We start from the raw sequence: 15,982 nt of genomic DNA on the forward strand, positions 1-15,982 counted from the left end.
GTTGAAACTGCGTTAACCGTTATCTTCGTAGAATCGGATGAATTTGGGGGAGAACTGAGTCCTGCTCGGCGTGACATCCGGCGAGAGCGATCTTGCTTCCTTCACGTTCTGTCGCGCGAGACTCCTGAGATCCGCGTCTCTGCCACCATTGATGAGATACAGCGCGTAACGGGCGGCAGCAAGGAACATCGCCTGATGAAAACGAGCTTCCTCCGATTCGAAGGAAACATTTGCGAGGATCCCGATCACTTTTGCGTAATCACCGTTGAAATAAGCGGCTGCGCCCGATAGAAGCGGTGTGGGCACGGCCGGCACCGGAAGATCCTCGGACGGAAGCTGCTGAATGCCGGACTCGATCGAGCGAGTCAGTTGCTCGATTTGCTGCCGGATCGCGTCGATCTCCGACGCTGATGCCGAATCGCTCAACCGCCCTGCTCTGGAAATCAGTGTCTCCAATTCACCGACGGAGGCGGATAGTGCCTGGGAAAGACCGGTTTCTGGAACGAGTCGTATGGCGGATCGGCCGTTCCGGGCCGCTGCTTCGAGGCGATCCATCGCCGCCTGCCGTGCGGAGGCTGTCGCCGTCCTGGCGCGCCGTTGCTCTTCCTTTCGCGCGTCGATGATTCCCTCGAGCGCGCGAAACTCTTCGATCGCTCGGTTGGCGAGAGTCGCTGCCTCTTCCGCGTTTTCGATCGAACCGGCCCCCGTGCCTTTCTTCGCGACCTGAAGTGCTTCCTGAGAGCTGGTCAGAAGACGCTGTCCCTGCTGCTGGCGTTGCCGCAGATTGCCGTCGAAGAACCCGCTGGTATCGCTCGCGCGGCCCAGCCGGTCGGTCGCCGCTGCCAGCTCCTTTGCCTGCTCGATCACGCTGCTGGCCGTGCTGATCGCCCTGTCGACCCGGACAGGATCGACGACCGGCGGCTTTGGCTCAGGCGCGGGCGGCTTCGGCTCGGGCGCGGGCGGCTTCAGCTCGGGCGCGGGCGGCTTCAGCTCGGGCGCGGGCGGCTTCAGCTCGGGCGCGGGCGGCTCGAGGTCCGGTGGGGGAGTCGCCTGCTCGAGTTTCGAACTGCATTCGTCGGCAAAAGTCTGCATCTGGTTGTAGAGCGATCCCTGTGACTTCACGGCTCCGTTCGCGTCGGCGCGTCTCCACGCGTCGACGGCGCCCTGGCAATCACCGAGGTGATAGTTGGCGAGGCCGAGGTAATAGAAGGGGAGATATACCTCGAAGCGCATCCCGTAGAGCTTGACCCGCTCCCCTTCACCGGGATGTTGAGACGCGGCGTCGCTCATGTGCTTCCTGACTCCCGCCCAGTCTTTGCGATCGAGAGCCTGCATTCCTCTCGAAAAGCTGTCGCGGTAATCGGCGAACAGCGGAAGAGCGAAAGACAGCAGGAACGCGAGAATGACGATCGCGCGTGCGGACGACGAGCTGATTCCGCGCGGGAGAGCCATCTCACTCGAGATCGTGCAGTTCTCTCTCATTGCTCGACAGTTCTCGAGGCGAGGTCCCGCTCGAGAGCCTCCATTTCCACCTGCAGTGGAGACGACTGAGGAAGTTCGCGCAATTTTTTCGAAAGCTCGAGTGCGTCGATCGCGCACGACCAGTTCTGAAGCGAGGCATGGAGTCGAGCGATGTAGAAGTACGGCGTGTAGTCGGTGAACCACATGCCGTACATTCTGCTCTGCAGACGCGGATCCGGCTTCCGATCGGTCGCGTCGATCATGGCGTCGAGCGCCCGCTGCGAATCGCCGCGACGCTCCAGCTCCAGGGCCAGCTCGTAGTGGAAGTACCACGGTGTCGATTGCGACGGGGCGTCGGTCGGGACCGCACATCGTCGAGCGATGGAGGCTCGAACGTTTGCGTACTCCTCCGCGGAAAGCACTGGACTTTTCTTCTCATAGCGGCGGTAGAGCGGCTCGACCGGAGCGGGGCCGCCGAACGAGGAGCGCAGCGCTGACATCAGTGATTCTCCCACCTCACTTCGCTCTGCCACACCCGAGCGTTCCGCGATCAGAAAATGATGGCGCCCTGCTTCAGGATCTCCGCACTGGAGATAGGCTGCTGCGAGATATGCGTGAGGCAGGTAGTCTACGTACAGCCCGGGTTTGACTCTGAGGCGGAGGCTGTCCGCAGGCTGGAGCTCGAGCGCGCGCTCCAGCTTCTCGATGGCTGCACGACCGTTTCCTTGTTCGAACAATCGCACCGCCTCGTCGTAGAGGTCGTACCATTCGGCCCCCGCGAGTGGAAGCGTGAGGAATACGAATATCGAAACCCCAAACAGCGAGTGACTCTTGAGCAACTTACAATCTCCTAAACTGCAGGGTTGATAACCGTCGGAGAATGGCAGGGACAGTTCAGAAAGTCAACGTTCGGATCTGGAGCTTAACTGGTGGTCCGGCTCGGCAGGGGGTTAGGGATCTCGATTGAAAGTACAGTCAGGCAAAGCGAAGCGCCGAGTCTCCGAGAACGGCACGCCCTTCGTCCGCCCCGATCAGATCGCCCGTCTCGTGATCGCTGCATAGAGCGCGAGTCCCATGACGATCGGAACCGCGAAGATCAGGAGCTTCGCCAGCGTCTCGATCCCGGGATTGAACGGGGTGTGAATGTGGAGGTTGAGCGCGATCACCTCGAGGTCGTTCATCATGGCGCCCCCTTTTCCGCGCCGGTAGATCTCGAGGAAATCGCGGTCGTTCGCGAGACCCCAGCCGAAGCGCAGCGTCTGATATGCCGCATAGAAGGCGCAAAAGGCGGCGAGGGGACGCTCGAGCTCGGGATGACGAAGCCCGGCGCCCGTGACACCCATGAAGAGGAAGATCGCGGCGAACGTGATCTCGCCACCGACGCCCGCGGCACCGATCACGGTTTCCCTTCGCCACTCGGAGGTCACGGCGATCAGCCAGAATGCGAGAACGATCGAAAGGCCGATCGCGACGTTCCGGTGAGCCCGCACCCACAGCGTCCGGATCCCCCACGCTGCGAGGCCGAATACGATGAGGGCGAGCACCGGCTGAAAGCCCACCATGTGCGTGATGCCGCCGCCGTAGGCGAAATCGAACGCCGGGATTGCGGGAATCCCCAGAATCCAGGCGACGACCCCATGGCCGAACTCGTGAAAGAGGGTGACCAGCGCCGACATCGCCCAGCTCACGACGGGGAGGTAATTGAAGATGATCGCGACGAGAGCCGCGACGGCGAGCATCCGGTAAGGCGGCGGCTCGGCGGGATGCCTCGCGACAGCAGGGTTGACAACCCGAGCCGCGACGGGGAGTGGCGGAAGCACCGGGGGATGGCCGTCGTCGGGGCGATCGTAGAGCTTGCCGAAGACCACTCCGCAGCGATGGCATTCGGACGCGTCATCGAGCTGCTGAAATCCGCACTTCGGGCACTCCATCCGATCAGTCCCGCGTCAGTTGGCGATACCTGATCCTGTGCGGAACGGCTGCGTCGGTTCCGAGCCTCTCCTTTCGGTCCGCCTCGTATTCGGAGTAGGAACCGTCGAACCAGACGACGCGGCTGTCGCCTTCGAAAGCGAGAATGTGGGTTGCGATCCGGTCGAGGAACCACCGATCGTGACTGATGACGACCGCGCATCCCGCGAACTTCTCGAGAGCTTCCTCGAGCGCGCGCAGTGTATGGACGTCGAGATCGTTGGTCGGCTCGTCGAGCAGGAGGACGTTGGCCTCCTGTTTCAGCATCTTCGCGAGGTGAACGCGGTTGCGCTCTCCGCCCGAAAGTGCCCCGACCTTCTTCTGCTGATCGGAGCCGGAAAAGTTGAACCGTGCGACGTAGGTTCGTGAGTTGACGTCGCGATTGCCGATCTTCATCGTGTCGTGGCCTCCGCTGATCTCTTCCCAGATCGAGCGGCCGGCATCGAGTGTGTCGCGTGACTGGTCGACGTAGCCGAGACGAACCGTCTCGCCAACCGAGAACGTCCCGGAGTCGACCGTCTCCTGCCCGGTGATGAGGCGGAAGAGCGTGGTCTTCCCCGCGCCGTTCGGACCGATCACCCCGACGATTCCCCCCGGAGGCAAAGAGAAGTCGAGGTCGGCGAAGAGAACCCGGTCCCCGAAAGCCTTGCTCACTCCATGCGCTTCGATGACGAGGTCGCCGAGACGGGGGCCGGGAGGGATGTAGATCTCCAGCTCCTTCGCCACTTTCTCGATCTCCTGATTGAGCAGCTCCTCGTAGGAGTTGATGCGCGCCTTCGATTTGGCGTGGCGACCCTTCGGCGACATACGGATCCATTCGAGCTCGCGCTCGAGCGCCTTCTGCCGCTGCGATTCCGATTTCTCCTCGTTTGCGAGCCGCTCCCGTTTCTGTTCGAGCCAGGAGGAGTAGTTGCCTTCCCATGGGATTCCTCGGCCGCGATCGAGCTCGAGGATCCAGCCGGCGACGTTGTCGAGGAAGTATCGATCGTGGGTCACGGCGATGACGGTCCCCTCGTAATCGTGGAGGTGATGCTCCAGCCATGCGACCGACTCGGCGTCCAGATGGTTGGTCGGTTCGTCGAGAAGGAGGATGTCCGGCTTTTTGAGCAGAAGCCTCGAGAGCGCGACGCGGCGGCGTTCGCCCCCGGACAGGACGGAGACTTTCGTATCGCCGGGGGGGCAGCGGAGCGCGTCCATAGCCAGCTCCAGGCGGGAATCGAGATCCCAGCCATCCATCGCTTCGATCCGCTCCTGCACCTCTCCCTGCCGGGCGAGAAGCGCGCTCATTTCATCATCCGACATCGGCTCGGCGAACCTGGCCGAGATCGAGTCGTACTCCTTTAGAAGCGCCGACAGCTCGGCGACACCCTCCTCGACGATCTCTCGGACTGTTTTGTCGTCGTCGAGTGCCGGTTCCTGCTCGAGATGACCGATCGAGTAGCCGGGCGAGAGAACGGTCTCCCCCTCGAACTCGGTCTCGGTTCCGGCGATGATCCGGAGGAGCGTCGATTTTCCGGAGCCGTTGGTTCCCAGCACGCCGATCTTCGCCCCGTAGAAATAGGAGAGGTAGATCGAGTCGAGAACCTTCTTCTGGTCGTAGCGCTTGGAAACGCCGACCATCGAGTAGATCACTTTTCTGTCTTCAGCATTGCTCATGGCGCTACGGTAATCGGGAACACGACAAGGGTATTTCAGCTGCGCCTGGACTCTTCGTCATCGCCGGACGGGCGTGCCTCCGAGATCGCCGGCGTCTCGCTGACCATCACGCGATTGCGCCCGCGCCGCTTCCCTTCGTAAAGTGCCTCGTCGGCCCGGTTGACGCACGATTCGACGGGCTCGGCTCGCGAGCAGACCGCCACGCCAAAGGTGAGCGTCACACGGAGCTCCTTTCCGTCGTAGTAGAAGGGCTCGCTCTCGAAAGATTTCCGGATCCGTTCGGCGGTGAGACGGGCCTGCTCGATGTCGGTGTGCGGCAGGAGAATGAGAAACTCTTCGCCGCCCCACCGGCTCGCCATGTCCTGCTCGCGAAGGTTGGCCGACAGGCGAGCGGCTACATTTCGGAGAACCTCGTCCCCGCAGGCGTGGCCGTGACGATCGTTGAGTCTTTTGAACCTGTCGATGTCGCCCATCAGAACGCCGAACGTGACGCCCGACCGGTCACACCGCTTCCACTCCAGGTCGAGAAGCTCTCTCATGCGCCGGCGGTTGTGCAGCATCGTGAGCATGTCGGTCGATGCAGCCAGCTCCATCGCGGTCTCTGCCTTCACGGATGCCTTCCGGAAAAAGTACGTGATGATGCCGAGCGCCGAGAAGACGATGACCACGTTCAGATAGAAGGCGATCTCGACGACGATGTCCGGCAGCGGAGTGGGGACGTTCCGCATGAGCAGGTAGAGCCCGATGTAAAGTCCGACGATACCGATCGATTGGAGCAGCATCGGCCACCGCGCGATTCGGGTGTTCATCATGGTGAAGGCGAGCATCGGCATCAGATACGTCTGGAATCCGGCATCCCATCCGAAGCACCACGTTGCAAGAGAGGAGTGAGCGATGACCTCCACCGTGATCAGACCGATCGCGGCACCCTGGCCTCCTCGCGCGGTGAGGAGAATCCCGATGAACCAGGCGATCGCGCTGAAGATATTGAAATATCCCAGCGTCGGGATCCCCATCCAGAAAAAGAGCGGAATGAATCCGGTGTGCGCGAGAAACCCCAGCCAGCAGATCGACCTCAGAACCTCGTTGACCCTGTAGTCATCGGACTCAATCGACGGTTCATCGATTTCGGAGACTGTTTCGGTAGGCGCCTGCAAGCGCATCTGAACCCACATGCAGAGTGCCACAGCATGGCCACGCTGGCAAGTCGCCCCTCGGGAAGCAGGCTTCGCCCCGCTCGAAGTATGATCGGCGGATGAGAGCCGTTGCACCCCTGCTGATCTGCCTGGCTGGTTCAGCTGGTCTCGCTCAGGAGCCCCCCCTACCACCTCTGGTCCCGTGGGATGGTCAGACCCGCGAGCTCATCGTTCCGGCCGACGACCCCTGGATTACCCCGTCCGAACGAACCGGGCTGACCGAAACGCCCTCCTACGAGGAGACCGTCGCCTGGCTGGAAAGACTCGTCGCCGCCTCTCCGAAACTCCGGATGGTGACGATCGGGGAGAGCGGGGAGGGGCGCGACATCGTGATGGTGATTGCTTCGAACGAAGGCGCAGGCGATGCCCGGGCGCTCGCGGCCAACCGCCGCCCCACGGTGCTGGTTCACGGCGGGATCCATTCCGGCGAGATCGATGGCAAGGACGCGGGCCTGATGATCCTCCGCGGTCTGACCGTCGCGGGAAACAGCGCACACGGCATCGCTTCGCTTCTCGATCGGGTGAATCTTCTCTTCATCCCGATTCTCAATGTCGACGGTCACGAGCGGTCGTCGAGATTCGGCCGGATCAATCAACGCGGTCCGGTCGAAATGGGGTGGCGGACCAACGCCCGCAACCTCAATCTCAATCGGGATTTCACCAAGCTCGATACCCCCGAAGTGCAGGCTCTGATTCGAACGATCGTCGAGTACGACCCGCACCTCTACATCGATGTTCACGTCACCGACGGCATCGACTACGAGTACGACATCACTTACGGATTCAACGGAACGCACTCGCACTCGCCTCACGGAAACGGCTGGCTCGCCAACGTCCTCCGGCCCGCGGTCGACGCCGCGCTCGCTCGCAGCGGTCACGTTCCGGGCCCTCTCGTCTTTCCAGCCGACGACGACGATCTTTCGGCCGGGATCTTCGAGTGGAATGCTCCACCACGCTTTTCGAACGGATACGGGGATGCACGCCATCTCCCGTCGATCCTCGTCGAGAATCATTCGCTCGACCCGTACGATCAGCGCGTGCTCGGAACCTACGTGTTTCTGCGAGAGGCGCTTCGAATCGCGGGTGAAGAGGGGAGTGCCCTGAGGCGGGCAATCGCCCGCGATCGTGCACTCGACCCGGAATCATTTCCACTCGACTGGGGCTACTCCGAGACTCCCGGGACGATTGACTTCCGCGGCGTTCGGGGCGTGAGGCGCCTGTCAGGCCTTACCGGAGGCCTCTACACCGAGTGGACCGGCGAGCCCGTCATCGTGTCGATCCCGCTCCACCGGGAGATGGTGATCGCGGAGCAGGCCGCCCGGCCGGCCGCGTGGTGGATTCCGGCGGAGTGGTCGGACGTCATCGAGAACCTGCGAGCTCACGGAATCCTCATGGAGCCGGCTTCCGAGGCCGTGGAGCTCGATCTCGAAATGTACAGGCTGGTCGATCCCCGGCTGGCCGAATCAGCTTTCGAGGGCCGCGTCAGGCTGACGACCGGCATTTCACCTCTGATTCGGAAGGAGCGGATGCCCGCCGGTTCGGTCCGCGTCCCCGCGGATCAACCGCTCGCTGACCTCGCAGCGCTGCTGCTGGAACCTCTGTCGGAGGATTCGCTCCTTCAGTGGGGATTTTTCCATTCCATCCTCTCCCGCACGGAGTACATCGAAGCGTACGTGGTCGAGCCGCTGGCCCGGCGGATGATCGAGGAGAGTCCCGAGTTGTACGAGGAGTACCTCGCGGCCCTGGCAGGCGATCCGGAGCTCGCGGGCTCCGTTGCTGCGCGGCGTCGGTGGTTCTACGAGCGCTCGCCATGGATCGATGACCAGCATCTGCTCTATCCGGTCGGACGGGAGCTCCCCTGAGCGGCGCGGCCGGCTATTCCGGAACGCCGTTGCCTCGAAAGCTCGGATTTCGTGAAGGCCAGAGGGTATCGATCATCAACGAGCCCGAAGACTTCATCACCGAAACGCTGGGCGAGCTCCCTGAGGGCATCGGATTTGTGGGAGCCCGAGCCGGTAATATCGACCTCTGCCTCCTCTTTTCAACTTCTGAGGCCCATCTGAGAAAGGCGCTTCCGTCGGTTCGAAAGCGGATCGCCAGCGATGGCGCGGTCTGGGTGTGCTGGCCGAAGAAAGCCTCGGGGCGCGATACGAATCTCAGTTTCGACGTCGTCCAGCGAGTCGGCCTGGCGTGCGGGCTCGTAGACGTCAAGATCTGTGCCGTGGATGCCGTCTGGTCCGGCCTCCGCTTCGTCATCCGGCTCAGGGACCGGTAAGCCTGGAGCCCGACGTGGACCAGCTCGCCGGGTTTTCTTCGAGTTTGCTGCGATTTCGGGAAGAATCAGACGAACGGGCTGGTTACAATAACTGTCTAACAACCCCGAAAAGGCAAGGCTCCGGCGACGGAGCTACGCAAAGTCACAGGGCTGGAATTCTCCAGTCAGCTGGGCTACCGAAGGGTGCGATGTCCTTGGGACCTCCACTCTGACTCGGGAACAAACGAGGAGTAGGGCCCATGAGACATCGAGCTCTCGTCGCACTGTTCGCGCTGTTCACTACGCTTCCCGCGTTCGCATTCGAGCTTTCCGGCTGGATTCCCGCCTGGGACAAAGCCGCGCTCGAGTCCCTGCAGCTTCACGGAGCCATTCTGGACGAGTCGAATCCAGTCTGGTACACGCTGGAAGCCGACGGTTCGATTGATAAGGTCTGGAACGCCGAGAATCCCTCCTGGCGAGCCGCGATGAGCGGCAGCAGACTCCTCCCCACGATCCAGAACTACGGGAACGGGGGCTTTGACGACGAGCGTGTGACGCGGATCATCTCCGATCCGGTCCTGCGGGCACGTCACATCGAGGATCTCGTGGTTCTGGTCGTCCAGAATGCATACGACGGCATCGACATCGATTACGAACGCATACCGGCGAGCTCGCGCGATGACTTTTCGGCTTTCGTCACGGAGTTGGCCCGGGAGCTTCACGCCACGGGAAAGCTTCTCTCCGTGACCGTCCATCCCAAGACGTCAGCCTCGCAGGACTGGCGCGGACCGGGTGGCCAGGACTGGCCGGTGATCGGAGCTGCGGCCGACAGCGTGAAGATCATGGCCTACGACTATCACTGGTCGACCAGTACGGCCGGGGCTCTGTCGCCTCTTTCCTGGGTCACGGATGTCGCACGCTATGCCACCAATTCGATCCCTGCCTCGAAGGTCGTCATGGGGCTGCCGTGGTACGGATACGACTGGCTCGGCAATCGTGGAACCGCTGTGACGTGGAAACAGGCTACCGCGCTGGCGAAGTCGAACAACGTCACCCCCGTGCGCGACGCCGATGGTGAGCTGACGTTCTCCTACGATGGACGCACCGTCTTCTTTCAGGATGCCGAGAGCTATCGTCTGAAGATCAATGCGATCCTGAAAGTGGCGCCCGGTATCGGCGGGATCACGCAGTGGAGGCTCGGTGATGAAGATGCCGCGTCCTGGAACGTGATCCGCGATCTCCGCGGGGAGACGGTCATCGTGGCTGCGCCCGCTCCGGAGTTCGAGCTCCGCGGACTGCGTACGGCCAGGCTCAGCAGCGGGTCGTCGCTGTCGCTCGAGTACGAGGTCGAACGCCTCAACAGCTTCGACGATCCGGTGAACGTGAAGATCACCTCTACTTCGCCGGTCGTCGATGCGCGCCTCGCCCGGACTTTGCTCCATCCGGGAGAGCGTACGGTTCTGACACTCACCGCGGTGGAAGCGGGCTCCGGCTCGATCCGTCTGCAGTTCGAGTCGGAAGGCGTCCGTCGCTATCTCGATCTGGCCGTAACGGTCGAGGCAGATCCTCTGCAGCTTTCGATCGAAGGGCCGTCTAGCGTGAGGCTGAAGAATGGTGAAGCGACGACGCTTCCGTATCGTGTGATCACGAACCGCAAGCCTTCGTCCAGACAGCTTTCCGTCACGATCGCGTCTCCTGAGGCCTTCGATATCGCAACTTCCGAGGATGGGTCCCTCGTGAACACGCAGGTGCACGCGCGGCAGGCGAAGCCGGGTCGCTACGCTCTGACCGTTCGGGTGGAAGCGGAGGGTGTGATCCGCGAGATGGTGACGTTCGTCGAGATCGAGAACACGCGGCGTCGCGGCACACGGCGCTAATCGCAGCAGCTCAGACAGAAGTAGACGTTTCATGAATCATTCGGGTTAAGCTGGGGTAAACGTGGACCAGCTCTCGTTCGAATTCACGAATGCCCCGGAAGATGCAGACTCGCTGAGCCGGCGCCGTATCCGTGAGGATCTCGACAAGACCTTCATCGTGGAGGCTTCCGCCGGCACGGGAAAGACCACCATGCTCATCGCCCGGATGGTCGCTCTGGTGGAAACTGGAAACGCGAGAGCGGGTGAGCTTTGTGCGATCACGTTCACAAAGAAGGCCGCGCAGGAGCTGATCTCGAAGTTCCAGGAGGCGCTCGAAGGACGCGCGTCCGAATGTCAGGGCCCGCCGCTCGAACGGATCGAACAGGCCCTCGACGAAAGAAGCTCCGCGTTCATCGGAACGATTCACGCATTTTGCGCGCGGATGCTGCGAGAGCGTCCGGTGGAGGGGGGCGTCCCACCGGATTTCGAGGAGCTCGACGCCGACCAGGGAGCGGCCTTCGACCAGCTCGTCTGGGAGGAGTGGGTCGAAAAGGCGCTGGCTCTTGGCAACGATGACCTCCTCGAGCTCAGACGAGCCGGTATCCGTACGAGCGATCTCACGGGGGCGTTCAACTGGGCCTGTGGCAACCTCGACGTCGTTCTCGAGGAGGTGGACCGACCGAAGCCCGATCTCCTGAAGACCGTTTCGGATCTGCTCACCTGGATCGAGACCATCCCGGCGGTCCTGCCCGCAAGAAGCGATGCGTCACTGGCCAGGGCGATCGAGCAGACCCGAGGGATCGTGAGCGGCGCCGAAAGCATCAGCGATCACGTAGCGGTGCGAGTTCTCTCCCTCTTCGAATCGAGCTCGGTCAACGACGGACCGAAAACGTGGGATGGGGAGTCGGATCTTCGGAAGCGTCTGAACCGGGAGATGGACAAACAGTTGCGCCCCGCCATCCGCCGGGCACTCACCGAATGGAGAGCCTGGCTCTACCCCATGGTCGTCCGCGTGGTTCGACCGGCTGCAGAGCTGGCGGCGACCCGTCGCCGCGAGAGCGGAAAGCTCAGCTTTCACGATCTGCTCATGCTCGCACGCAGGCTGCTCGCCGATCATCCGGAGGTGCGGGAGTTCTTCCGGAAGAAGTATCGCTATTTTCTCGTCGACGAGTTTCAGGATACGGATCCGATCCAGACCGACATTGTCTTTCTGCTCGCGGGCGACCTCTCCGCGTCGCCGGGAAATCTCTTCATCGTCGGCGATCCCAAGCAATCGATTTATCGCTTCCGACGGGCCGACATCGCGCTGTACATGCGGGTTCGCGAACGGATCATCGCTGCCGGAGGCGAAATCCTGCAGCTCACGAAAAGCTTTCGTTCCCTCCCTTCCATCTGCGAGCACGTCAACGAGGTCGGGCGTGACTTTTTCCCCGACGAGCCGACCGACCGGCAGGCTGGTTTCGCCGGGCTCGAATCGAGCCGCGAGGACACGGGTACCCCGGGTGTTTATGGACGGGTGACGAGCGACGAAGAAGCCCCACGTCAGATCGCGAGGCTGATCTTCGACACTCGTTTCGGCAGCGCACCGAAGCTTCGCGTCGGTCCGGCTCCAGCCTGGCGGGATTTTCTCGTTCTCACGTGGGACACACTTCGCATCCAGAAGATCGCCGATGAGCTCGAGGCGCTCGCAATACCGCATCGGGTGACCGGTGGCGACACGTTCCGCGACTCTTCTGAACTTCGGCTCCTCCATCGAATGCTCCAGGCGATGATCGATCCGAACGACGAGGTCGCGCTGCTCGCCTACCTCCGTCTCGTCTGCGGGATCAGCGATGACGATCTGTACAGGCATCGGAAGGCTGGAGGCCGATGGAGCTTCTCGGCGGCGGTTCCGGACGATTCACCCGAAACGATCAGGAGCGCGTTCGAGCTGCTGCTCGGCTTTCACGAAGAGGGTCTCGAGCTCCCTCCGGCCGCCCTGATCGGGAGGGTACTCGACAGGACCGGTCTGCTGAGCGAGACGCTGATCCAGGATCGTTCTTCCACCAGAGCGGGCGTCATTCTGCAGTTCCAGTCATGGGCGCGCGAACTGTCTGCCAACGGAGGAGCGACGCTTCCCGAAATCGTCGACGAGCTCGGACGCCTCCTCGAATCCGATACCGAGATCGCCAGACACGCCCTCGGAGCCGGGAACGAGGATGCCGTCCGGCTGATGAATCTGCATCAGGCAAAGGGGCTCGAGTCGCGGGTGGTCATGCTTGCTCATGTCGACAAGAAGATTCAGACCAAACCCGTCACCGAGGTCGTGACTCGAGATCACGATTCATCGGAGGAGCCACGGGCACGGATCGCCGTCGTTCGGAAGATGGGATACACCAAACGGGCGATCGCCGCACCAGACGGCTGGGATGAATCCGAGCAGAGCGAGCGGGCGTTTCTCGAAGCCGAGCGTCAACGGCTCCTCTACGTCGCTGCGACGCGCGCCCGGGATGTTCTCGTCGTTGAATCGGGCCTCTCTTCCAGGAAAGACATCGTCGGACGATGGAAGGATCTCGTCCCGCCGGACCTCCCCCTCATCGATCCTCCTGAAAAGCTGCCCGACCCGGCGCGAACACCCGATCCGATCGAGCCGGGAGACTGGGGCGCCGTTTCCGGGGAGATCGAACGCTCACGCCGTGCCATGCGGGAGGTCACCCATCCCGACACGTCCGTCACGGCCGGCAGGCACGCAGCGGTTCCAGTTGGTGCGGCCGGGCGCGGCCATCGGTGGGGGAGTGTAGTGCACATGGTGCTCGAGGGGCTTTCGAAGGATCCCGGATCGGATCTCGCGATCCTCGCCAGAAATGCACTGACCGAGGAGGGCCTCGCGAGCTCGCTCGAAGACGAAGTCCTCGAATGGGTCGAGCGCTTTAGAGCTTCCCCCCTCTGGAAGCGGGCGGAGAGGAGCCGACGAAGGTTCGTCGAGGTGCCGATGGCATGGCCGGAGACGCTTCCGGATGGAACGTCCCGGGTGGTGCACGGCGTCATCGATCTCGTGTTTTTCGACGAGGGGCGCTGGACCGTGGTGGACTACAAGACCGACGCGACGGCGGGGCGGCTCGGTGGGCTGATCGAGGCCTATTCTCCGCAAATCCGGGCATACGTCGAAGCCTGGAGCGCGGTCACGGGGGAGAAGGCATCCGGGATGCTCTACTTTCTCGACGGGGCTCTCGAAATCGCGGTCTCCTGAAAAGCTTCCCCGGCTGGCGCCGTCTTTGCGTTCAGAGACACGGGAGCAAAGGAGACCTACCGATGAAACGACTTCCCGTATTGTTGATGGCTGCAGCGCTGGTCATCCCGGCGTTCGCTCAGGAGACCACTGTCAGTGGCGCGGAGCAGGCGCTTGCACGAGCCGAAGCGCGTCTCCAGCTTGCGGCGATGGCTGGTGCCAGGTCCTACGCAAGTGCGCTCTATGACGAGGCAAGGATGCGAGTAGACTACGCCCGCACCAACCTCTCGAGCTCGAACAACGAAACCCGAAACGCTGCGATCCGAGCGGCGGTCGAGGGGTGGAGAGCAGCCGAGGCCGCAGAGGCGAAGGCGAAATGGCTTTCGTCGACCGATCAGATCAGGACTCTCCGCGCGGAGATCGAGCGCCTCGGAGGAAGTGTGCCGGCGATGATGCTGGTCGATGAGCCCTCCGTGACGATTCAGAGGTCCGAGGAATCGAGCGCCAGAATCGCGGATGCCGAAGCGGCATTGAGTCGGGCCAAGGCGCTCGATGCCGAACGCTTCATCGGCGAAGACCTTTTCTATGCAGAAGACATTCTCGACTCGGCCCGAGGCATTGCCAGGAGGCAAAAACAGAGCACGACGGCGAACCACCTCGCCTACATCGCCGAGATGATCGGACGCCGGGGGGAGTATCTCGCGAGGCTGGACACGGTGAGCGATGTGGTGCCCGAGCTTCGCACCGAGCGCGCCGAGCTTCTTCAGGCTGACCTCGACCGGCGGGCTGAACAGATGCAGCGAGAAAGGTATGAATCCGAACGACGTGCCGCTGAGCTCCGCGAGCAACTCGCGCGCGAGCGAAGCCAGCGTGCGGCCGAGGGCGAGGAGCTCGCCCGGCTGCGGCGGCAGCTCCGTGAACAGCAGGAAATCTTCGCGGCGACCCTCAGTGCAGACCGAACGGCACGACTGACTGCCGCGAGGCGTCTCGACGATCTCAGACTTCAATACGAAGCCGCTCTTTCCGACTCAGCGAACCGGGACGCGGGCGAAATCGAAAGGCTTCGGCAGCAGGTCGAGGAACAGCAGCTCCGTCTCGCTCAGCTCCGTTCCCGGGAGATCCAGTCGGAGCGGGCACTGATGAACGAGCTGGATCTACTTCGATCCGAGCTGCAGAGGGAGCGTGCTTCAGGCAACGTCTCCGAGGAAGTCGTTCGCGAACGGGAGCGCTTCATCACGGCTCAGAGCGAGGAGATCGAGAGACTGCGACAGGAGCGCGTCCAGGAAGAGCAGAACCGGCAGCGGGTTCGCGAAGAATACGAGCGTCGCGTGGCGGCCAGCGAATCGCGGCTGCGTGAGGTTCAGCTCGAGGCAGAGCGGCTCGAGAGTGCGGTTGCCCTCGAGAGGGAGCGCGCGGAGGAAGCGGAACGCCAACTTGCCGCGATGCGGGCAGAGATGGAACGACGCGAGACCGAAACCGCTCGATTGGCAGAAGAACGCGCCGCCCGACTGCGTGCGATGGAAGCCCGGCTGTCCGAGCTCGCGGAAACGCGACGCGAGGAGCGCGGCTTCATCGTCACCCTGCCCGGTCTCTACTTCGATACCGGAAGGGCAACGCTCAAGCAGGGAGTAAGGGCAAATCTACAGAAGATCGCCGAGCTCGTAGAGGAGGTGCCCGAAGCAGTCATCGTCGTCGAGGGCCACACGGATTCGGTTGGAAGCGAAGCATCGAATCAGAATCTGTCCGAGCGTCGCGCGGTCGCCGTGAAGGATTTTCTCGTCAGGGAAGGCGTCTCGCCGCTGGCGATCACCACGGTCGGGCGAGGCGAAAACCAGCCGATTGCTTCGAACGATACGGCCTCCGGACGTGCGCAGAACCGTCGCGTCGAGCTCGTCATCTCGATGCGCGACGCCGGTCAGACCCAGTAGGAAGCGGCCGAAACGCGAGCAGCTCGCGGCTCAGGGAGCGCTGGAAGGCGGCGGTAGCACATCGTCGTCACCAGCGCCGTACCCTGAATCCGAGCGATCGGTCCGCAGGAACGCTTCGCCACCGATCCCCGCCATTGGCTTCGTTTCCGGATTGCCTGACGAATCGAGGAACCCCTCAGTTCGCAACTTCGCGCAATCCCTCCTTCTCGGCGGGGATCGGATCATTCGAGCGGTCGAGCCGGACCACGACCCAGCCCGCTTCCCGTCGCTCGACCTCGATGTAAACCGAGCGCCACATACCCTCGACATTCTCTCCCCAGCCGAATCGCCGGTCCGACCAGGCCCGGGGAGGTACGCCCTCCGACTGGAGTTTCGCCTCCACCATGGCAATCACCTCTTCAGGTCCTGTGTGGTCGCATCCCATGCCGCTGGTTCGCATTAAGTCGGAGTCGCGC

At 62.6% G+C, this 15,982-nt stretch carries 11 protein-coding genes and 1 riboswitch; of the genes, 5 read left to right on the forward strand and 6 right to left on the reverse strand.

Annotated elements, in window-relative coordinates:
* Positions 1–12: 12 nt before the first annotated feature.
* The 5 genes from KY459_08660 to KY459_08680 form a co-directional block, all read right to left on the reverse strand.
* The gene (locus KY459_08660) at positions 13–1,482 is read right to left on the reverse strand and encodes a hypothetical protein (GenBank protein MBW3564783.1); all 1,470 of its coding nucleotides are present in this window, start codon (positions 1,480–1,482) and stop codon (positions 13–15) included.
* Positions 1,479–2,300 (reverse strand): hypothetical protein, encoded by an 822-nt coding sequence (locus KY459_08665; protein ID MBW3564784.1) that lies wholly within the window; start codon positions 2,298–2,300, stop codon positions 1,479–1,481. Before KY459_08665 ends, KY459_08660 begins: the two co-directional genes overlap by 4 nt.
* A gap of 192 nt (positions 2,301–2,492) precedes the next feature.
* The gene (locus tag KY459_08670) at positions 2,493–3,392 is read right to left on the reverse strand and encodes a hypothetical protein (protein MBW3564785.1); all 900 of its coding nucleotides are present in this window, start codon (positions 3,390–3,392) and stop codon (positions 2,493–2,495) included.
* A 4-nt stretch (positions 3,393–3,396) separates the two neighbouring features.
* The gene (gene ettA / locus KY459_08675) at positions 3,397–5,085 is read right to left on the reverse strand and encodes an energy-dependent translational throttle protein EttA (GenBank protein ID MBW3564786.1); all 1,689 of its coding nucleotides are present in this window, start codon (positions 5,083–5,085) and stop codon (positions 3,397–3,399) included.
* A 35-nt stretch (positions 5,086–5,120) separates the two neighbouring features.
* Positions 5,121–6,242 carry a diguanylate cyclase gene (locus KY459_08680; protein MBW3564787.1) on the reverse strand — a complete coding sequence of 374 codons (1,122 nt, stop codon included), beginning with the start codon at positions 6,240–6,242 and terminating at the stop codon, positions 5,121–5,123.
* A gap of 98 nt (positions 6,243–6,340) precedes the next feature.
* On the opposite strand from KY459_08680, the gene KY459_08685 reads away from it, so the two are divergent.
* The 5 genes from KY459_08685 to KY459_08705 all read left to right on the forward strand — a co-directional run bounded on the left by KY459_08685 (position 6,341) and on the right by KY459_08705 (position 15,527).
* Positions 6,341–8,143 (forward strand): M14 family metallopeptidase, encoded by a 1,803-nt coding sequence (locus KY459_08685; protein MBW3564788.1) that lies wholly within the window; start codon positions 6,341–6,343, stop codon positions 8,141–8,143.
* A gap of 29 nt (positions 8,144–8,172) precedes the next feature.
* On the forward strand, positions 8,173–8,556 hold the full coding sequence (locus KY459_08690) for a DUF3052 domain-containing protein (GenBank protein MBW3564789.1): 384 nt from the start codon (positions 8,173–8,175) through the stop codon (positions 8,554–8,556).
* Between the two features lie 101 nt (positions 8,557–8,657).
* Positions 8,658–8,737, forward strand: a riboswitch (cyclic di-GMP riboswitch).
* A 58-nt stretch (positions 8,738–8,795) separates the two neighbouring features.
* Positions 8,796–10,412, forward strand: a complete 1,617-nt coding sequence (locus KY459_08695) for a hypothetical protein (GenBank protein MBW3564790.1) — start codon at positions 8,796–8,798, stop codon at positions 10,410–10,412.
* Between the two features lie 61 nt (positions 10,413–10,473).
* Positions 10,474–13,620 carry a UvrD-helicase domain-containing protein gene (locus tag KY459_08700; GenBank protein ID MBW3564791.1) on the forward strand — a complete coding sequence of 1,049 codons (3,147 nt, stop codon included), beginning with the start codon at positions 10,474–10,476 and terminating at the stop codon, positions 13,618–13,620.
* 62 nt (positions 13,621–13,682) lie between these two features.
* Entirely contained in the window at positions 13,683–15,527 is a 1,845-nt protein-coding gene (locus tag KY459_08705; protein MBW3564792.1) for an OmpA family protein, read from the forward strand.
* A 175-nt stretch (positions 15,528–15,702) separates the two neighbouring features.
* On the opposite strand, the gene KY459_08710 is transcribed toward KY459_08705, so the two are convergent.
* Positions 15,703–15,912 (reverse strand): hypothetical protein, encoded by a 210-nt coding sequence (locus tag KY459_08710; GenBank protein MBW3564793.1) that lies wholly within the window; start codon positions 15,910–15,912, stop codon positions 15,703–15,705.
* Positions 15,913–15,982: the final 70 nt, after the last annotated feature.

The organism is Acidobacteriota bacterium (assembly GCA_019347945.1).
In the GTDB taxonomy this organism is placed as follows: Bacteria; Acidobacteriota; Thermoanaerobaculia; order Gp7-AA8; family JAHWKK01; genus JAHWKK01.